Here is a 21,821-nt window from a genome sequence, read left to right on the forward strand (position 1 = left end):
TCTGAAATTCTTTGGCCGGTCAAGTTCGAAGGTAATACCAGTTTAAAATGTTTTAATAACTGCTTTTTCAAATATAGCATTTAGTTTAATGAAACAATGCCAAAGAATCTTGGAGTAATTCAGAGACAATCCAAAAAATCTGTTTGTAACATTTTACCACGCAAAAGCAGGTATCGATCAGATCATTTTTTAAGACTAAATGAAATATTAATTCAGTGGCTAAAGCCTGATACATTTTGGCATAAAAAAGCCCAAGGTTGAAACCTTGGGTTACTATTTTTTATCAAGAAAATCTTCTTTTTTTTCAGGAGAATCTCTTAAATCACCCCTTCACATGATCCGCATTAAAATGCAAACCTATATTTTCTCTTCTTGCCATCGCCATTTTAATGATCAGATAAGAAACTGAAATCATATTTCGCAGTTCACAAATGGCTACTGAAACTTTGGACTGGCGATAGAGTTCTTCATGCTCATCATGCAATAATTCCAGACGGTCATAAGCACGTTTCATCCGGCGATCGGTACGGACAATGCCTACGTAGTTTGACATGATACTATTTAATTCTCTTGTCATTTCCGTTACCAAAACATTTTCCTCCGGATGTGTTGTTCCTGAATCATCCCATTCAGGAATATTGTCAGGTACCACGGCTTTATCAAAACTTTCCAGCGTACTTTCATAAGCCCTGTGTCCAAAAACTACGGCTTCCAGTAATGAATTTGAGGCCAGACGATTCGCTCCGTGCAAACCCGTACAGGCACACTCTCCTACTGCATAAAGGAAGTTAATATTCGTTTTCCCCCATTCCGTTACCCTGATACCGCCGCACATATAGTGCTGAGCCGGAACGACAGGAATCATTTCTGTTCTTAAATCAACACCGGCATCTAAACAATACTGCGTAATATTCGGGAAATGTTCAAGGAATTTGTCATAATCACAATGACGCACGTCCAGGTATACATGATCCACCCCGTTTTTCTTCATTTCCGAGTCAATTGCCCGGGCAACGATATCACGCGGTGCGAGTGAAAGCCGGTCGTCATACAATTCCATGAAAGTACTTCCATCAGCGCGTTTCAGGATACCGCCAAAACCACGCACTGCTTCTGAAATAAGGAATGAAGGTTTTTTCCCAGGAAGGTAAAAACTGGTTGGATGAAACTGGATGAACTCCATATTATCACAAATCCCTTTGGCCCGATATGCCATCGCAATTCCATCACCTGTCGCAATTGTTGGATTGGTTGTGCTTTGGTAAATATTGCCAATTCCGCCTGTTGCCAGCATGGTCGTTTTAGCAAGAAATTTCTCGACCTTTCCTGAAACCCGGTTTAAAACATAGGCTCCGAAACATTTGATATCTTCCCGATACCGGTAAACGGTTTCTCCCAAATGATGCTGTGTGATAAGTTCAACGGCATAATAATGGGTGAAAATTTCAATGTTTTTATGCCGTTTTACTTCTTCTAAAAGTGCACGTTCAATCTCCGCTCCGGTAATATCCTTGAAATGTAAAATCCGGTTATCCGAATGGCCGCCTTCTTTGGCAAGATCATAGTTTCCCTCCGGCTCTTTGTCAAATCGGGTGCCATAATCAATCAATTCCTGAATACGTTCAGGTGCTTCTCTAACAACGATTTCAACAATTTCAGGTTTGTTGATCCCATCCCCGGCGTCCATGGTGTCATGGATATGCTTTTCAAACGAATCCGATTTGTCCCAGACTACGGCTATGCCTCCCTGGGCATATTTCGTATTGGTTTCGTCAGCTTGTACTTTTGTTATAACGGCAATAGACACGTGCTCCTGCGTATTTTCAAAGTGTCGTGCCAATTTTGCAGCATAACTAAGTCCGGCAATACCGGAACCAATGATCAGGAAATCGAACTGGGGCATAGAATAATGGTAAACATGTTTCAAAAATTTGACTGACAAGTTATGAGATTTCCGATAAAGACTATGCCAAATCAGTAAATCTCAAACTATCATCTATAAGTCCGGAATTAAATCCCTTTACTCAGTTCAAGCATTCTGTTGACCGATTCGAATGCTTTCAGGCGGATATCTTCGGGTACGAAAATCTCGGGCTGCTCGTAATAAAGGGCGTTATACACTTTTTCCAGCGTATTCATTTTCATATAGGGGCACTCCGAACATGCGCAGGTATTGTTATCAGATCCGGGTGCTGGAATCAGCTTTTTATGCGGAACTGCCTGCTTCATTTTATGCAGGATACCAGCTTCGGTAGCTACAATAAATTTGTCATGATCTGATTCCTGAACAAATTTTAAAAGCCCGGTTGTTGAACTTACAAAATCTGATTGCAATAGAATGTCTTCCTTACATTCCGGATGCGCAATCAACAAAGCATCCGGATTTTCTTTGCGAAGTTCCGCCAGTTTTTCACGCGAAATATCAATATGGACAATACAGGCACCATCCCATAAAACCATTTCACGACCCGTTTTCTGAGCCACATATCTTCCAAGATTCGCATCAGGAGCAAAAATGATTTTCTGGTCTTTTGGTAAACTGTTTACGATTTGTAAAGCATTCGAAGAAGTACAAACTATATCTGTCAGTGCTTTAATTTCAGCTGAACAGTTGATATAACTAATTACGATATGATCAGGATATTTTGCTTTGAATTCAGCGAATTTGTCTGCCGGAGCAGAATCTGCAAGGGAGCAACCAGCGTTTAAATCCGGTATGACCACTTTTTTATTCGGGCTGAGTACTTTCGCCGTTTCACCCATAAAATGCACACCGCAGAAAATAATCATATCCGCTTCTGTTGCTGCGGCCTGTTGTGATAAACCTAAGCTATCACCAATATAATCTGCCAAATCCTGTATTTCTGCATCTACATAATAGTGTGCTAAAATGACTGCATTTTTTTCCTTTTTCAATCGGGTAATCTCAGCAATCAAATCAATATCTTCTGCGATCGTTTCGGTCACATAACCGTAACGTGCTACTTGTTCTTCAATGGTTGTCATTATGGTGAATAATTGGCTTTTTGTTGATTATTAAAATCCAGACCGAATTACGAGAATATACTTTTTAAAACCAAAGAAGTCAGTTAGCAGAAACCCGGTAATAAGGTATACAAGCAATCGTTTTGGTTTAAACATTTTTTTAGCGGCTCTGGTTTATGACCATATAAAAAATTTGCGGTCAACCGAATCACACCTATAAATTGTTAAAAACAACAAAGCCGTCTCGTGATCATTCACAAGACGGCTTTTATATATTTTTTTTGAGATAGTAGAAATCTTAACCAGCCAGACTTATCGCTAAAACCTGACGGCCAAAAAATCTATCAAAGTATCCAACGGAAGAAAGCATATAAACTTCCCGACAAAATCATGGTTACCGGCAAAGTCAGGATCCAGGCAATAACGATGTTACGGATCGTACCCGCCTGCAAGTTCTTGACACCTTTGCTCGCTACCATAGACCCGGCAATACCAGACGACAACACATGCGTAGTACTCACCGGCAGACCCAGATATGAGGAAACTCCAATGGTGCTGGCTGCTACCAATTCCGCAGAAGCACCTTGTGCATAAGTCAAATGTTGTTTACCGATTTTTTCACCAATGGTTATAACAATTCTTTTCCAACCAACCATGGTTCCTAATCCCAGAGAAAGTGAGATCATTAAAATAACCCAGTCAGGCGCATAATCTGTAAATCTTCTTATTCCTTTTTCTCCGCCGGCCTGGCCTTTCAAAAATGCTGTGTCAGATGAATTTAGATTTGCATCACCGTTTTCAAGGATTGTTTTAGTATTACGGCTGATCAGAAGCAATGATTTCCGTGCATTCATACGCACTTCTTTCGGCAATTTATTATCAACCAAAGGTTTGTTAAGCTGAATAGTAAGCAGCGCAATTTCACTTTTAATTGTATGCCAATGCTCACGATCTGTTGCCGATAACCCAAGTGTATCGATCCGGCCAATGGTCTGGTCTATTCTCACAAGTTCGGATTTCATTTCATTTGGATTGATACTATTGTCCAGAGCAAAATGAGCCGGAACAATTCCGATCAGGATCAGCATCACAAGGCCTACACCTTTCTGACCATCATTAGATCCGTGGAAAAAGCTGACCAACGTACAAGTCGTAATCAAAATCGCACGTATCCAGATTGGAGGTGCCGTGTTTTTTTGAGGCTCGCTAAATACTACATCACGAAGTGGCTTGGATAAAGCACGGCGAAGTATAAACATAATGATGATCGCCAGAGCAAAACCAAAAATCGGCGAAGTTAATAGCGACGTAAAAAGCTCCTGTGCTTTTGACCAGTTCACACCGGCACCGTGTGTATTTTCAGGCATAAATGTAAATGCCAGACCAACACCCAGAATGGATCCGATCAATGTATGCGAACTTGAACTCGGCAGACCAAACCACCATGTTCCCAAGTTCCAGATGATTGCGCTGAAAAGCAGCGAAAACACCATAGCCACACTATGATAAACGTTTTGATCAATCAATAACTCGACGGGAAGAAGATTTACAATTCCCATTGCAACAGCGATTCCACCAAAAAATACACCTAAAAAGTTACAGAAACCGGACCACATCACCGCGATATTTGGTTTCAGAGAGTTGGTGTAAATTACGGTTGCTACGGCATTGGCCGTATCGTGGAAACCGTTTACAAATTCAAAAGCACATGCCGCTAAAAGACTAAAAGCGAGAAGGAGGAAAATGTCGGTTTCAAGACCAAACATAAGAAGTGTATAAGTTTACTTTTATAAAACTCACTTTAATGAGCGTTGCAGAACACTGGTCCGGCAACCCATCAGTAGGTAAGAACATGATTTCGAGGCAAAACTACTGATTCTTTACAAGCGCAATGTTAAGAAATTGTTAAGTAAATTCATATAAACATTAACAAAGCACTTTTATCCAGGGAAGTTTTGCGGCACGCATGCATAACTATCCGTTGACAGTCTGAATCCATTGATTTATTACAAATATTTCTATTTTTCCTTATTGGCCAACTGTCCGCAGGCTGCATCAATATCCTTTCCACGACTGCGGCGAACATGCACCGAAACACCTCTGTCTTCAAGGAAAGCTGCAAATTTATCAAGACGGTCGGCCTCTGTATTTTTGAAGTCAGCTTCTGCAATCGGGTTATATTCGATAATATTAACCCTTGTCGGAACACGTTTGGTGAATTCCCAAAGCTCTTTTGCATCTTCTAACGTATCATTGAAATTGTTGAAAACAATGTATTCAAACGTGATACGATTACCTGTTTTTTTGTAGAAATAATTTAAAGCCTCAGCAAGATTATCCAGGGAATTGGATTCGTTGATCGGCATAATGCGGTTACGTTTTTCATCATTTGCCGCATGTAAAGAAAGTGCTAACCGGAAACGAACTTCATCGTCGCCCAGTTTTTTTATCATTTTAGCAATTCCCGCCGTCGAAACCGTAATACGCTTCGGCGACATATTTAACCCTTCCGGAGAAGTAATATGTTCAATGGATTTCAGAACCGCAGCATAATTAAGCAACGGTTCGCCCATGCCCATGTATACAATATTGGTAAGCGGCGCGCTGAAACTGGCTTCCGCCTGGCGTGCAATCGCTACAACCTGATCATAAATTTCAGCAGCATCCAGATTTCTCTTACGCTCCATGTAACCCGTTGCGCAGAATTTGCAGGTAAGCGAGCACCCAACCTGGCTGCTCACGCAGGCCGTCATACGGTCGGCGGCAGGAATTAAAACACCTTCCACCAAATGTCCGTCAAATAATTTGAAAGCAGATTTTACAGTACCGTCATTGCTTTGCTGCTGTTTGGCAACAGTCATGGCATTGATCACGAAATGTTCATCAATTAATTGCCGGGTAGCTAATGAAAGGTTGGTCATTTCAGCAAAAGACGATGCTGATTTTTTCCAGATCCATTCATAAATTTGTTTCGCACGGAAAGCTTTTTCTCCATGTTCAGCCATCCAGTTTTTCAACTGATCAACACTTAATTTCCTGATATCCTGCTTTTCTTGTACTTCAACCATTATTTCTATAACTATTTGTCACCTGTTTTGTTGATGGCAACCTTAATTTTTGCAAAGGTACTGAATATCAATTACTAAAAGAATTTTAGACAATAGACAGACTACTAATCCGTGAGTAAGATGAACAACGTTTTCCTGAAAATCATTCGTTTTCATGATCCGTTTTCTTCTTCCGATCTTCCGGCCCGCTTTCTGTTTCATCTTCGTTCCCGTCATCCTTTTTATCCTTGTCCAGATATTCAGATTTCCAGTCTTTTATGAGTTCACTGCCTTCCGGCATCAGCGTTAAAGCTTTGGTTATGACGTTTGGCGCAACAGGAATGATCAACGGATAAATAAATGTATCTGCCGTTCGGTGTTCAGGCAGTTTTATGCCAATCATATTCACCAGCCAGAAAAAAACACTGATCCCGAAAACCCAGGTAAAAATACCAACCATGGCTCCGGCAAAACTATCAAAAGTACCTAAAATGGAGTAACGTAAAGAACGCCGGATACGATACCCAAATTGATTTAATAAAAAAATTGTTGGAAAAAATACGGCTGAGAAACCTATGTAAGGTAAGATTCTTTTTGCAGTGCCGTCGCTGAAATAAGGCGTGAGAATTTCCATTCCCAGCCCGAGAAATTTAAATCCGAGGATCATGGCTACCACAAGTCCTGCAATCCCGATAATCTCGATCAGCAGCCCCTTCCGGTAACCATGTATTGCTCCCCAAAGTAATGGAATCAGGATAAGAATATCCAATAACTTCATGCGAGCAAACTCTTTACTAATGTAGAAACAACACGGCCATCCGCTTGTCCGGCCAGTTCTTTCGTTGCCACACCCATAACCTTGCCCATATCAGATGGACCTGTTGCGCCTACGCGGGTAATGATTTCTTTTATTTTTTCAGTAACTTCTCCTTCCGATAACTGCTTTGGCAAAAACTGCTCGATGATCGCAAGTTCTGCTTCTTCTTTTTCTAAAAGATCCGGGCGGTTTTGCGTTTTATAAATATCAGCCGATTCTCTGCGTTGTTTTGCTGCTTTTGTAAGCAATTTCAATTCATCGTCAGAGGTCAGTTCGCCGGTTCCGCCGCCTTTGGTTTCTTCCAGCAAAATCATTGACTTGATCGCACGCAAAGCGCGTAAAGAATCCTGATCTTTGGCCCTCATGGCATCTTTTATGCCTGATTCAACCTGGGTTTTTAATGACATATGTTTAATAAATGAATTTTGAATGAGAGAATATTAATGAATAAATGAGTAAATTTAGAATGAGCAAATGTTAAATTTGTCATCAAAAGCACAAAGTTACAAGAATGATGGAATGAATGATAGAATTTTGAATGAGTGAATGATAGAATAAATAGCACATGCCATTATTTCACCTTCTATCATGCTATCACTCAAAAATGTATCATCGCACCGGCGACCCGGTCAATCATTCTATCATTTAAAATTCAATCATTCTATAATTAAAATTTCACCATGACCCGTCTCAGCGTCAACATTAATAAAATAGCTACACTTCGGAATTCGCGTGGAGGCGACAACCCAAATGTTCTTAAAGTTGCCCTGGATTGTGAGCGATTTGGCGCACAAGGCATTACGGTCCATCCGCGTCCGGATGAACGCCATATACGTTATCAGGATGTGTACGATCTGAAAGAAGTGGTAACAACGGAATTCAATATTGAAGGCAACCCTTCCGAAAGGAAATTTATTGACCTCGTGCTCGCTACAAAACCAGATCAGGTAACGCTTGTTCCGGATGCTTTGGGGGCAATTACCTCAAATGCAGGTTGGGACACAATTGCCAACAGATATTTATTGACAGAGCTCATTCAGGAATTCAAAGCGGCTAATATCCGTGTTTCCGTTTTTGTTGATCCCGATCCTCTTATGGTAGAAGGCGCAAAGATCTGTGGAGCCGATCGTGTTGAATTATATACAGAACCTTACGCGGCTTACTATTTTGAAAACCGTCAGAAAGCAGTGATTCCCTTTGTAAAAGCTGCCGAAAAAGCACAGGAAGTTGGTTTGGGCTTGAATGCAGGACATGACCTAAGTCTGGATAATCTTCGCTTTTTGAAGCAATGTATTCCGTGGATGGATGAAGTTTCCATCGGCCACGCGCTGATAGCCGATGCGCTTTATCTTGGATTGGAAAATACGATTCAGATGTATTTGAGAGAGTTGGAATTATGATTTTTTGCCATGAAGTCAGATTTCGAAAATCTGACTTCATGGCTTTCTCATTATTTCCCGCCGAAAGTCTCGGCTATTTTCATTGCCACACCCATATCACCATCGATTTTTAGCTTACCTGACATAAGCGCCATCATGGCGTTCAAATCCCCATCCATTAACTTCAATGCATTTTTGGTAGATATCTCCAAAGTACAATCAGCGTCCAGATCATCATTTGTAACGGTATTTGGCACAACTTTGGCGTTTATAAAAACACTTCCCTCATCCGTTTTAAATTTTACTGTTGAATCCAGCCCACTATCTGTTCCCAGCATGGTGGTAACACGGTCAGTCAGAATTTGAAGACTCATATATTATGTTTTCTGTTTGGAAGTAAAAATTACTTTTATACTATTAAAATTGTAAAAGTATGTACCCTGTGAAGAATATTCAAATGCTTTTGGTGTTTTCATCTAAATAGGCAAATTTTGCGCCCTGTTTTTGACAATCGTCATTACGAACTTTTTATCATTACAAATGAATCCAATCGTCCGCCCCACAGTGCTTACTGTGCTTTGCATATTTACATTTCTCAATTCAATGTCAGGTTTATGGGTACAGTCTGAACGTCTTTGGAATCCCGGAGTTGCTGCTTACCAGATGCATGAAATGCTGGAAGCTGCCCGCGATAAGATTGAAAAGCAATCTTCCGAAGCAGATGCCAAAATTATGGATCCTATAATCCAGTCTGTTATCGACAGTGCAACAAGGGAAGTTATGCAGAAAGGTGCCGTCGTGATGATTATTTTTGAATCCCTGTCATTATATGGAGCCTACCTGATGTGGAATCTGAAAAAACGCGGATTCTATTTATATCTGGCAGGAATCGCTGTGGCATTTTTTGGTTCTCTTCTGATCGTTGGAGGATGGCTGGGCGTTTTCACTGCCATTGCAGGTGTATTACTAAGCTCAGTTATGTGTATTATTTATGCATTTAATCTAAAACACCTTCACTGAAAAAGTTCAGAATTGTAACGGATTTTAGTGTTATGTTTGTAGTTATCAGTTATCATTTATAAATCCCCCTTGGATTCCACGCAGAAAAGATTTTATTTTGCGGGTCTAATTTGAAAATAGAAATGGCTTTAATTAACAAAATCAGAGAGAAATCGGGAATTGCTGTCACAGTAATTGCAATCAGTTTGATCTTATTTATGGTTGGTGGTGACCTTATGGGGCCCAATTCCATGCTGGGAGGAAACAACAACCAAACTGTCGGCGAAATCGCAGGTAAGGAAATCAATATCAAGGACTTTCAAAGTCGGGTAGATGGATTTCGTCAGAATTATGAGGCTCAGTCGGGCCGTGCTTTGAATGAAAATGAACTAGCTTCATTACGTGATCAGGCATGGAATCAGTTTGTGGTTGACATTGCCTACAAAAAACAATTTGACAAATTAGGATTATCCGTTTCGGATGATGAATTAGTTGATATGGTTCAGGGAAATCACATCAGCCCATCTATTCTTCAGGCTTTTTCTGATCCGACATCAGGCCGTTTTGATAAAAATGCGGTTGTTAATTACCTGAAAAATTTAAAGACACTGCCTGTTGAGCAACAAAAATCATGGACTAATTTTGAAACAAGTCTTCGTGAGGAACGCATTCGCAGCAAATACGAAAACCTTTTAAAGTTGTCGACATACATTCCTAAGGCGCAGGCTGAGAAAGAATATATCGCTCAAAATACAAAAGCAACAACGCGTTATTTATATGTTCCTTACTTTTCTATTGTAGATACTACAATTAAAGTAACGGATTCTCAGTTGGAAAGCTACCTGAGCGCTCACCGCTCTGAATATAAAGGAACAGATACACGTTCAATTGAATATGTAAACTTCCCGGTTCAGCCAGCAAAAGACGACAGTACTGCGCTTTATAATGAAATTAAAGAATTGGCACGTGGTCTGGCTACTGCGCCAAATGATTCGGCTTATGCAAAAATGAATTCTGATGTTGCTTTGCCAATGAATATGTCATTAGCAACCATGTCGGATCAATTGAAAGAAGCTGCTAAATCTTTTGTGGTTGGTGGTGTTTACGGACCATACCGTGAAGGAAATACTTATTTCATCTATAAATATGATGGAACACGTACAGATACCGTTTCATCTGCAAAAGCAAGCCATATTTTAATCAGAGCTGAAAATCAGTCTGATACCGCAAAAGCAGCAGCGCGTGTTCGTGCGGAAGGTATTTTGGCTCAGATTCGTGCCGGTGCAAATTTTGAAGCTCTGGCTGCAACATCAAGTGCAGATCCGGGTTCGGCACAGCGTGGTGGTGATCTTGGATATTTCCAGAATAATGGTGCGATGGTTAAACCTTTTGAAGAAGCAGTTTTCTCTGCAACCTCAACTGGTCTTATTCCTAAATTGATTGAAAGCCAGTTTGGTTTCCACATCATTAAAGTAACTGCAACCAAAAACAATACACTTTATCGTATTGCAGCGATTGGAAAAAACATTGCTCCAAGCCAGGCGACACGTGATGAAGCTTACCGCAAGGCAGACGAATTTGCTAACTCGGTAAAAACAAAAGCACAATTTGACGAAGCAATTAAAAAGAACAAGGCACTTGTAGTGGCTACGGCTAACCGTATTCCTGAAAGCGCTACAAACGTTAATGCAATTCAAAATGGTCGTGAAATTGTTCGCTGGGCATTTAAAGATGATACAAAAATAGATGCTGTTTCACAGGTTTTCGAAACGGAAGACCAGTATGTAGTTGCTGTTTTGACTGGCAAATCTGATCAGGATAATGTGAAAGTTGACGATTTCCGTGATGAACTGACAACGAAGGTTCGTAACGAATTGAAAGCGGAACAAATCACAGCGAAACTGAAAGGTGCAACAGGTGATCTTGAATCTATTGCTAAAAAATATGGTGCTGGTGCTTTGGTTGAAACAGCCAATGATATTTCACTTGCAACAGGTTTCCTTACCAGCGCAGGTTTTGACCCGATTGCATTAGGAAAAGTATTTGGTTTGAAACCAGGTCAGAAAACAGGTGTATTCACTGGTGAAAACGGCGTGTTCATTATGGAGCTGATCAACAAAACCGATGCTCCTAAAATTGCAGATTTCACACAAAACAAAACTCAGCTTACGCAATCTCTGGAAAGCCGCTCTTCATATCTGGTAAACGAAGCAATTCGTGAAAACGCCAAAATTGTAGACCGTCGTGCTAAATTCTTTTGATAGGATAAACCAGTTTTAAAGACTAAAAAAGGGCAGCGAAAATATTTCGCTGCCCTTTTTTCATTTAACATTCCATTTTTTCAAAAATAAGTGATAGTATTGCAGTAAAAATTGTCAATAATACACTTAATAAAAAAACAGGCACAGGATAGTATTTAACAAGTAGCGAAAGCTTTACTTTTTATCGTTTTTTACGCCTTTGTCAAATCCTTAGTATCTAAAAAACCATTAACAAAAACCACAATGAGCATATTACTCGGTGATCAGGAGTATTTTAAAGGAATTGGCAAAATTGCCTATGAAGGACCGGAATCAGACAATCCGTTAGCATACCGCTGGTATGATGAAAATCGTATCGTTGGAGGTAAAAGCATGAAAGAGCATCTTCGTTTTGCAGTGGCTTACTGGCATACATTCTGCGGAAATGGTGGTGATCCGTTCGGAGGACAGACATTGTTTTACCCATGGGATAAAAAAGCAGACGCGGTTGACCGTGCAAAAGACAAAGCAGATGCGGCATTTGAATTAATTACAAAACTTGGTTTGCCGTATTACTGTTTCCATGATGTTGACGTTGTGGATTATACTGACGACGTTCGTGATAATGAAAAACGTCTTCAGACTTTGACACAATACCTTTCGCAAAAGCAAAAAGATTCAGGTGTTAAATTACTTTGGGGAACTGCCAATTTGTTCAGCCACCACCGTTACATGAATGGTGCATCAACCAACCCGGATTTTGACGTGGTTGCACATGCTGGCGCACAAATCAAAACGGCCATTGACGCAACCATCGCATTGGGCGGAGAAAATTATGTATTCTGGGGAGGTCGTGAAGGATATATGACTTTGTTGAATACAGACATGAAACGTGAGCAGGAACACTTCGCTCAAATGTTGAAAATGTCTGTGGCTTATGCACGTTCACAGGGTTTCAAAGGTAAATTCTTTATCGAACCAAAACCTTGTGAGCCTACAAAACATCAGTATGATTATGATGCTGCAACGGTTGTCGGTTTCCTTCGTCAGCATGATCTTTTGGGAGATTTTGCCTTGAACCTGGAAGTTAACCATGCTACTTTGGCAGGCCATACTTTTGAGCACGAATTACAGGTTGCTGCGGATGCAGGAATTTTAGGTTCTATCGATGCTAACCGTGGCGATTACCAAAACGGATGGGATACGGATCAGTTCCCTAATGATATTGCTGAGTGGACCAAAGCGCTTCTTGTGATCTTACAAGCCGACGGTTTGAAAGGCGGTGGTATCAACTTTGATGCAAAACGTCGTCGCAACTCGACCGATGTTGCAGATGTTTTCCACGCACATATCGGTGGTATTGATGTTGTTGCACGTGCCTTGGTTATTGCTGACAAAATCAGACAAAACGGAGAATACGATAAAATCCGTACGGACCGTTATGCAAGTTTCGATTCCGGAAAAGGTGCTGAATTTGAAAACGGAAATCTTGGACTTGCTGATCTTTTTGAACTGGCGGCAGGTAAAGGCGAGCCGGCAACTTTATCAGGAAGACAAGAATATCTTGAAAATCTGATCAATCGTTTTATTTAAAGAACAGGGAATTACATATAAATGAAAAAGCCATTGATAAATTTTATCGATGGCTTTTTCATTACACGTGCTTTGTAACATAGTTATAACTAACTAAAAACACATAGAAGTTTTTCTATTTTACCGTTAAATAAGTTTATTCTTATTTTTCATATAAATAATATTACTCATTAAAAAACATGTACTTAATTGCAGCACCTTATGTAACTAAGGTTTTACGTCAATTAATTAATAGAACTTTTTTAAATCAACGTCTATGAACTAAACTCTTCTTCCTTCCAAACATCCCCACAATTGAATTTAAATAGTAAGAATTCCGGGAGTGCTGGTAAATTTTCAAAGCCAGATCATTTCCATACCTCAACGACTTCTTCATATCCATCAGATCATTTGGCTTCGGTGCCAAACTGATCATCTACTCACGTTACAGAGAATTAATTTCCGTCAGTCTTCATCTGACCGGTTATCTCTTTTTTCACTACTCAACGGGTTTCGTCTTCCGACTATATTGAAGCAAGATTTTGTCTGATTTTTATTAGCCATTTTTTGCTTTACGGGAAGATTATGCACCAATCACGTGCATCACTGAATGAATTATCAGTTTCAACCCAATTTTCAACGTCAATGTCAGCAAATCCAACACATTTATCGCACAGGGATTCAGAATTACACACGCCCAATGTACTTGTTTCACACATTCTGAATCACAAGATCTGGATTTTAAATATGGCACAGGCCATCGATAAATCCATAGTTCGATTAATCTCTTACCGTAAATCAGCGAAGTCAGCATTTCCATTTTATCTCCCGTCCCCCCTTTTTACCGGTTAATGATTTTAAAAACCCTACTGATGAGTAATTCTATTAATCATTTCTAAATCAAAAGTTTATGAAATCAAATTTTATTAATGTTTTTATTCTAAAAACAACCTCACCTTACTCTGATAACCATTTCAGGTTCAGCAAAAATTTAACCATTCCTTTCACGTTATTTCAAAAATTTTTCACCCTTTTATTCATCCTGTTATTCTCGTCCCTTTTTAACAAAATAAGTGCGCAATGCTCTGTTTCGCAGGATTTTTCAACAGCGATTAATACATCAGAAACCCAGGCGGCCAATTCCTGGTATGTTGACCGATATGCCCCAAGTGGATTTAGCTCTCCGTCAGCAGATTTATCCGGGGGAATCTTAAAACATGTTATTAGCACCGCCGATGGTGCCCTTAATAGACCGGCCAACTTTCAAACTCCCTTCTACAATACACAAGGTAGAAAATATGATTTCCCATTTATTGGTAAAGTGATGCGCGTCAAATTATATATCCCATCTGATTGGAGTTCGTTAGGCCAAAAAAGATGGGCTGGATTGTGGGGAACAGCGGTAGACGCAACAAATGTACCCGTTGGATTTCCAATTTTAGAATTCACAACGGAGGGTATTCCCAGATTCAGAGGATATAATGATGATAATAATGCATGGCTGGACATGGGTTTACCAAGTGATTTTGCTTACAATAGCTGGGTGACTCTTGAAATAAAATCGCTTCCGTCTGGTGAGTTTTTATATACTGTCGGAAATAAAACTGCCACAACAACGGCTTATGCAGCTCATTCAGCAATAGGACTTGGCGGTGGTATTTTACAAGGCTATAACTATCCACCCGGCTCTCCTAACGATGCCGCCAACTCCGGTTTTAGCTACAATATTTACTGGGACGATTTTTCAGCCCAAGCCGGTGACGGACTGGTAACTAATTCAACCAAAGGTTTGAATTATTGCAGCATACAAGATGCAGTGAATGCGGCGGACCCCGGTAATGTGATCAATGTATCAGCAGCCATTTTCAATGAAGAGGTAACTATAAACAAGTCGCTGATAATAAATGGCGCAAATGTTGGCGTGGCTGGAAATGGAACGCGGGGAACGGAATCCATTATTGATGGTAATAGTGGTGCAAGAAGCGGTTTTGTGGTACTTGCTAATAATGTGACCATTGATGGATTTACAATTCGCGGCGCAGCAGGTATCTACAATTCCGGCGTTTACAGCAGCCCAACGACCAGTGGCCTAACCTTACAAAATAACTTTATTACAGATAATCGCATCGGGGCTTATCCTTCTTCAAACGGGGCGTCGGTCGTTAAGAACAATTTATTCAATGCAAACAACCGCACAGGTTCAGCCGGCGGAGCAGGAATTTATGTTGAGGCTACCAATGCATTAACAATAGAAGGCAATGAGTTTACAGGTCATAACATTAATTCAGCTGCCGTTTTTGCAGCTTTAACACCAAATGCTCATCAGAATCTGGTATTTACTAAAAATTACATACACGATAATAACAATGATAATTCGATGGTGTATCTAACGAATGTGAATAATGCTAACATTAGTTACAATACAATTATTCAATCCGGGACAACAGCCATAAAAGTTGCCGGTGGAAATAACAACGTTATTATAACCAACAACTTACTGAATGGAAATACAACGGCGATAAAAATTCAGAATGATGGTACAGGTGCGAATGTTGGAACCCAGGCTCATGAAAATAGCCTTGTCAGCACAAAATCCATTGACAATTCGGACATTGCCACCGTCAACGCAAGTTGCAACTGGTATGGAAGCAGTTTACCATCCGGCGTTACAGCAAAAATTTCAGGTCCGGTAAGTTACGTTCCATTCACAAATTCCGGCACTGATAGCAATGGAGCAGATGTGGGATTTGTTCCTGCACCTAATACTTGTATATATCTGGTTCATAATGTTACGCATCCAAAGGATTTTGGTACCATTCAGGAAGCGATCAGTGACCCCGGAACTTTGGCGAACGATGTTATAAAGATCGACGCAGGAACATTCCCGGAAATATTGACAATAGACAAATCCCTGACTTTTGAAGGTGCTAACAAAGATGTCTGCGGTACTGCAACACGGTTTACAGAAACAATTCTGATTGCGCCCGCTAGTGGAATTTTATTAGGATTAAATGGTGCAGTTTCCATTGTTATTAATGGTGTAAAGATCGATGGCAACGGTGTGGCTAACATTACACAACCCAATCAAAATCTTACTATTAAAAACTCGGTACTGGAACTGGATTTCGTTTCCAACCAGAACAATATCTATTTCGGTTCCAATACACTGGTTTTGGAATGTAACAGCTTACAGGCCATTGCGGGCGTTAATGCAAATGGAAATTCATCTCACATATTTTTTGCAGGCTCTGCTTTGACCGCGAATAATAACAAGATTACTTCAGAAGCTGCAAGGAGTAGTATGAGCAGTGTAACAAACACAAACAGCCTGCCCGTTTGGATTAATATTACCACCAATGCTAATAATGTGAATGTTAATCATAACGAATTCACAAAAATTGACATTGGAATTCTGCTTGCCTCGAACGCAGGAAATGTCAAAATTGAAAATAACGAATTTAAAGAAGCGAACCGTGAGATACTTCCAAACGGAAGTGGAATGGGTGCTGGAATAGCGATTTTCGAAAATCTTTCTCCAACTGGCCCTATTTCAATCAATAATAATAAATTTTTGAATAGCGAGACTGGTATCCGGACATCCGGATCTGGAACGTCATTCCCGGCTTCTAATTTATTGTCGATCCGTTACAATTCATTCGAATCTATGAGTGATAAGGCGATCCGGATAAACAATAGTTACGTAAATTCTGCATCTAGACTAAACGCTTTGTGCAATTGGTTTGGCAATATAACAGGCCCTTCACTTGTAACCACAAATCCAGGTGGCGGTGGAACTCAGATCCTGGACGGCAACGACAAGGTTTCTTACAAAAACTGGCTTTTCTATGGCACAGACGCAGATAATGCTCAGTTAGGATTCCAATTGCCAACTACTCTGACTGTGTCACCCGGCAACAATGTATCGGTGGCTGAAAACCATTACAGAATTTTGAGCAATGCTATTGGCTGTGTTACAAGCAATCAAACACTTACACTTTCAGGCACCTTTGATTACACCAATGTAATCGCAAAAGATGAATGGGTAAAAGGTAATGACGGTGTTTCGCAAGGTACAACTTCTGCTTTTGCCGCTGGTAGTGGAGATGACTATGCAATTCTGGCTCCTTCCGGGACCGAAAATGTTGTGATCACTGCGGCTTCCCTGGGATCAGCAATTATTAAAGGGCCCGAAGACCTTGGTAATGTTTCCCTGGAAGCTTTCATCTTCTTCAACAGCAATACGCCGACAAGTACTTTCAACGCCTGGACTTTGTCAAATCTGACCATCAATAATTTTGATGCTTCAATTGCCGCGGATAATAATAATGGTACGGTAACTGCCATGAATAATTTCAAGGTGATGAACAATGAAATTTTAATTCCCAAAGATCTAAATCAAACCAGTGAAGCTGTTAATTTCCAGAACATTGGTATCCATTTAAACTTTGGCAAGAATCAGGAAATAAAAGGAAACAAGATTGTAATGGATGGGGCCGGCGTAAGCGACGGCACCACCTCCTATTCAAATTCTGTTGCCTTGCAATCTGCTACCAGCGGTGGAGATATTTATGATGGTTTGAAGATTCAGAATAACGAAATTCATGTTACCGGAACTCCGAACGCCGCGCCTGCCAGAATCATTGGCATCTGGGAAAATTCTAATAACCAGACTGCAAATATTGATATCAGCGGAAATAAATTTATAAATGACGATGCCTCAAACCTTGCTGAAAATAACAATCAGCTTGCATTCCGTGTCACTTCATTCTCCGGAGGTTCAACTCAGGTGGTGTATCAAAACAATGAAATATCTGGCTTTAACCGCGGAATTGACTGGATTGGAGATCCCTTTTCTCAATATAACGCAAATCCTTATGCCGAAGCAGCCAAACCGGTTATTATAAAAAACAACAAAATTGATAAGGTTAAATTTGGAATAACGGTTAGAAAAGATCCTGCAAGTCTAAACGGAGGTTCACCTGCTGAAATTACAAATAACAGTTTTACCAATATTCCAAATGGCGGATATGCGATTGGAAACACAAGTACCGGAACAACCCTTGCCACTTGTAACTGGTATGACAATCCATTGACGGTCAATGTTATCAGTGCGACAAACGGGGGCAGCGTAACCTATCTACCAAAATTATCCAATGGTAATGATGCAAGTAGTTCCGCCGGATTTCAGCTTGATGGTGCAAATAATTGTCAACTACCGGTTTATAACATAACACAAGCACATGATTATTTAACAATTCAGGACGCGGTAAATGCGGCTAATGCAGGCGACGAAATCCGAGTTGGAACAGGGATTTATCCTGAAAATGTAATCGTGAATAAATCTGTCAGAATTTTTGGTGTTGACAGTACCAATGTAATTGTTGACAAGGGTGATGCCAATTATAGTTCAACAGGTGGTGTTGGTTTCTCTCTGCAGGCAAACGGAATCATTCTTAACACAATGACCGTGAAAAACTTCGACAATGGTATTGAAACCGGTACTGATATCAGCACTGTTACGATCGATGCGATGAATCTGAACGAAAATTTCTCCAACGGATTTTTTGGCAAACGTACCGTTACCGACCTCACAATTAAAAATAGCAATATTAATTCCAATGGATACAAAGGTGGAATACAATCCGGCTCTGGTTACAAACGTGGAATCATGTTTGAATCACAAGGTGGCTCTATCAACAATTTAATTATTGATAATAACAATGCCGATAACAACGGACTCGTAGGAATTGATATTTCCGGTTTAATACCGATCAATGGAATAACGATCAATAACAACAGGGCCAGAAATAATTTCGACTCTCAAATCGGCGTTTCGCTGGGAAACAATTCACTAAGCAGCCCCCCGGCACTTATAACCGAAAACGTCGTTGTTGTATCAAAATCTGCACGTTTTGGTATTGAAATAAAAAACCCGCTGGGAACTGGTTCTGCATCGGGGAATGGTAGCATTAAAGTGTGGGGAAATAAAATTTCATTGGCATCTCACCCTGGCTCGCCTAGAGACCTGGCTGCCATTGCCGTCATGAGAAGAAAAGACGGACATGCTATTATCAATGACCAGCCACAGGGCGTTCAGGTTTTAAACAATATTATTACAGATTTCCAAAACGCGGGCGGAGATGCTTTCGGTATTGTACTAGGCGGAACAGGACATTTGGTGAGTAATAATAAAATCACCAATACCAAGTATTCTATTCAGGTTCAGAAGGGGAATACGGATTTTGGTACTAACAATAGTTCACCAAATAGTTCGGATTTCTATTTTGAGAGAGACAATTCGGCGGATGTTTGTGTAGAATTTGGCGCGAATGATATCATTTCGTCCGGCGCACCAAGAATGGTAACATCAGGAACCGTTTCAACATTAACGTTACCAGTCGTACGTGTTACCAATACGAATCTGACAACAAGGTTCTGTACAATTCAGCAAGCTATTGATTTTATGGCTACGGTAAACACACACGTAATCGTTCCGGATGCTGGTTCATTCCCTGAAAATGTAATTGTGAACAAGTCAGTTAAGTTAAGAGGACCAAACTATACAACGGCTGGAAATGGCTCACGTGTAGGAGAGACGGTAATTATTCCGGGAATTGATAATGTTACGGATGGGGCCTTGGTTAAGATTGCAGCAAATGATGTGACATTGGAAGGACTTTCCCTGGATGGTTCCAATACTTCATTTCCTTCTGCTGTTGTAATTAACGGTTTACAAACAAATGCAGCTTTTGGTGTATTAGCATCAGCAAGTTTTACCGGACTTACAATACAAAATAATATCATCAAAAACCTGAGCAAGCATGGTGTAGATCTTGATGCAAAAGGAACTTCGTCCAACAGTAGCCTGATCACCAATAACTGGTTTGATAACATCCCAAGATACAATGCCGCAGGTTTTTATGGCAGAGGAGTTTTGCTCGCAAATAATTTCTACGCGTCTGTTGTCAACAACACATTTAGCAGAGTAGAACGAGGAATTCAAACGAATAATTTCTCGAATGCTATTCAAAGTGGTATCTGGGAAATTAAAGGGAATGTGATAAAAGCCTACAACATTGGCGCGTTATTGAACTTACATTATCAAAGTACTTCCGATCTTTCTTTTGAAAATAATAACATTGAAAAAGATCAGACAACAAGAACGATTAGTACTGGTGATGCACTTCCTGATGAAGATTTTACTGGTCTTGAAGTATTTTCAATTAGCGATGCTGTGAAAGTATTGATAAAAGGTGGTACGATTAAGAATGCTGTAAATGGAATTTCTTCCTGGAACAATAGTTCAAGCAATCACGTAATCATAGATGGTGTATCATTTGATAATAATATCACAGCAGTATTGCAATCAAATATTTCCCGCTATAACGACGCAATTGATTCAGAGATTGATGTAAAAAATGTGACGCTAAGTGATGGCAATGCTCAAAAAGCATTTGTAGCAGAAGATCTCAGTTCTACGCATGCTGTGAGCTCTATCAACATGATAAGCAATAATACAATCACTGCCGGAAATACTTTACAATATCCTTTCTACCTGAAAGATGGCTCTAAAGCCAGAATTAAAGCTGGAGGCACGCAGGTAACTTTATCAACTCAGAATGCTGTTACGTTCAGTAATACCGGAACAGCGGCAACTCCAAATCTGGTCATTACGGCAGGTCTGGTTGTTAATCTGGCAGGCCATGATTTGCGTGTAGTAAGCCTTCCAGAAGGTGCTATTGTAGATATTACAGCCGATTTTACTGCTCCAGATAAGGTTGTAAAAAACCCGGTTCTAATCAATGGGCGTATTTGGTTTACTAATGGAATTCTTAATTCCGGTAATGGCAGTATTGAATTCGGAAACACAGCTTCGGATATCATGACAGGTGATCATCCTGAAAAAGCGACCAGTTACATTTTAGGAAAAGCACTTTTGGCCAACAGAACTATTGGTGGTTCATCTATCGATATGCTTGGTGTAAAAATGGGTGCAGGTCCTGATTTAGGAACCTTGATTATTGTCAGAACTACTACAAATTCAGGTGCAATAACTCCACCATTCCCAGGAAATGCATCCATCAGAACGGTTTGGGAAATAACACCGTCAAACCAATCAGCTAGTCGTGGCGATGTGCAGTTCAGATATTTAAACAATCCGACAAACCTGAACGCACAAATTCCATCCGCTATTTATGCCTACCGGTACAATACCGGAATTTCGCAATGGGAAAAGAAATCTGCTTTGCGATCGTCCATTGCCACTGCTGATATCTACACGACAGAAACATTCGGTGTTGCACAGTTCTCGTCGTGGACGTTAAGTTCTGCCGAACCCGGACCTGATTTAACACCGCTGATCGACATGTCGAACAGAAATTTCCTGGCTGGATCTTTAACAAAACCGATGACTATCCGCTTGTTTAATCTTACATCAGGAACTACAACGGAAGGAGCAATGACGATCAGTATCAGTAAACCATCCTTCTTCACATTTGTATTGAGCGGTGGTTCCGATTCGGAATGGGAATTATCCACGATAGGAAATGACCTAGTCGTACTGATTTCAAAACCGGGAGTAACAATTACAAGTGGTGTGGAAAAACAAATTTTAACCACGGTAACAGCCTCAGCAAGCACACCTAACGGCGATGGATTTAATTTCATCATTAACGTAGAAGACGGATCGGGCTCAGAAACGAACAATACAAACAACAGCAGGTCGGTCAGAATATTGGTAAATAAATAATTATTCCTGGTGTAAAGACTTATCCAATGCGAT

The 21,821-nt window shown here is 40.3% G+C and carries 12 protein-coding genes; 5 read left to right on the forward strand and 7 right to left on the reverse strand.

All coding sequences use genetic code 11. The features are described 5' to 3' along the window. Positions 1-322: 322 nt before the first annotated feature. The 6 genes from nadB to LXL81_RS20320 form a co-directional block, all read right to left on the reverse strand. Positions 323-1,903 carry an L-aspartate oxidase gene (nadB, locus tag LXL81_RS20295; RefSeq protein WP_234648594.1) on the reverse strand — a complete coding sequence of 527 codons (1,581 nt, stop codon included), beginning with the start codon at positions 1,901-1,903 and terminating at the stop codon, positions 323-325. Between the two features lie 107 nt (positions 1,904-2,010). Then, positions 2,011-3,006, reverse strand: a complete 996-nt coding sequence (gene nadA / locus LXL81_RS20300; protein ID WP_234648595.1) for a quinolinate synthase NadA — start codon at positions 3,004-3,006, stop codon at positions 2,011-2,013. A gap of 323 nt (positions 3,007-3,329) precedes the next feature. Continuing rightward, positions 3,330-4,751 (reverse strand): inorganic phosphate transporter, encoded by a 1,422-nt coding sequence (locus tag LXL81_RS20305; protein WP_234648596.1) that lies wholly within the window; start codon positions 4,749-4,751, stop codon positions 3,330-3,332. A gap of 252 nt (positions 4,752-5,003) precedes the next feature. Next, positions 5,004-6,053, reverse strand: coding sequence for a 23S rRNA (adenine(2503)-C(2))-methyltransferase RlmN (rlmN, locus tag LXL81_RS20310; protein WP_234648597.1), 1,050 nt, complete (start codon positions 6,051-6,053; stop codon positions 5,004-5,006). Positions 6,054-6,195: 142 nt separating this feature from the next. Beyond that, positions 6,196-6,810 (reverse strand): CvpA family protein, encoded by a 615-nt coding sequence (locus tag LXL81_RS20315; RefSeq protein WP_310589603.1) that lies wholly within the window; start codon positions 6,808-6,810, stop codon positions 6,196-6,198. After that, the gene (locus tag LXL81_RS20320; RefSeq protein ID WP_137340167.1) at positions 6,807-7,256 is read right to left on the reverse strand and encodes a GatB/YqeY domain-containing protein; all 450 of its coding nucleotides are present in this window, start codon (positions 7,254-7,256) and stop codon (positions 6,807-6,809) included. The genes LXL81_RS20315 and LXL81_RS20320 overlap by 4 nt, the downstream gene beginning before the upstream one ends. Positions 7,257-7,529: 273 nt before the next feature. Between LXL81_RS20320 and LXL81_RS20325 the strand changes: the two genes are divergently transcribed. After that, a complete protein-coding gene (locus tag LXL81_RS20325; RefSeq protein ID WP_234648598.1) occupies positions 7,530-8,249 on the forward strand; it encodes a pyridoxine 5'-phosphate synthase in 720 nt (239 codons plus the stop codon). Between the two features lie 50 nt (positions 8,250-8,299). Here LXL81_RS20325 and LXL81_RS20330 read toward each other — a convergent pair whose 3' ends face one another. Continuing rightward, positions 8,300-8,602 (reverse strand): SCP2 sterol-binding domain-containing protein, encoded by a 303-nt coding sequence (locus LXL81_RS20330; protein WP_234648599.1) that lies wholly within the window; start codon positions 8,600-8,602, stop codon positions 8,300-8,302. A gap of 166 nt (positions 8,603-8,768) precedes the next feature. Here LXL81_RS20330 and LXL81_RS20335 point away from each other — a divergent pair, with 166 nt between their 5' ends. The 4 genes from LXL81_RS20335 (at position 8,769) to LXL81_RS20350 (ending at position 21,788) form a co-directional block, all read left to right on the forward strand. After that, positions 8,769-9,248 carry a hypothetical protein gene (locus LXL81_RS20335; protein ID WP_234648600.1) on the forward strand — a complete coding sequence of 160 codons (480 nt, stop codon included), beginning with the start codon at positions 8,769-8,771 and terminating at the stop codon, positions 9,246-9,248. 122 nt (positions 9,249-9,370) lie between these two features. Continuing rightward, positions 9,371-11,488 (forward strand): SurA N-terminal domain-containing protein, encoded by a 2,118-nt coding sequence (locus LXL81_RS20340; RefSeq protein ID WP_234648601.1) that lies wholly within the window; start codon positions 9,371-9,373, stop codon positions 11,486-11,488. A 243-nt stretch (positions 11,489-11,731) separates the two neighbouring features. Next, positions 11,732-13,060 carry a xylose isomerase gene (xylA, locus tag LXL81_RS20345; protein WP_234648602.1) on the forward strand — a complete coding sequence of 443 codons (1,329 nt, stop codon included), beginning with the start codon at positions 11,732-11,734 and terminating at the stop codon, positions 13,058-13,060. An 889-nt stretch (positions 13,061-13,949) separates the two neighbouring features. Further along, positions 13,950-21,788, forward strand: coding sequence for a right-handed parallel beta-helix repeat-containing protein (locus tag LXL81_RS20350; RefSeq protein ID WP_234648603.1), 7,839 nt, complete (start codon positions 13,950-13,952; stop codon positions 21,786-21,788). The last annotated feature ends 33 nt before the right edge of the window (positions 21,789-21,821 follow it).

The organism is Dyadobacter sp. CY356, from assembly GCF_021440195.1.
In the GTDB taxonomy this organism is placed as follows: domain Bacteria; phylum Bacteroidota; class Bacteroidia; order Cytophagales; family Spirosomataceae; genus Dyadobacter.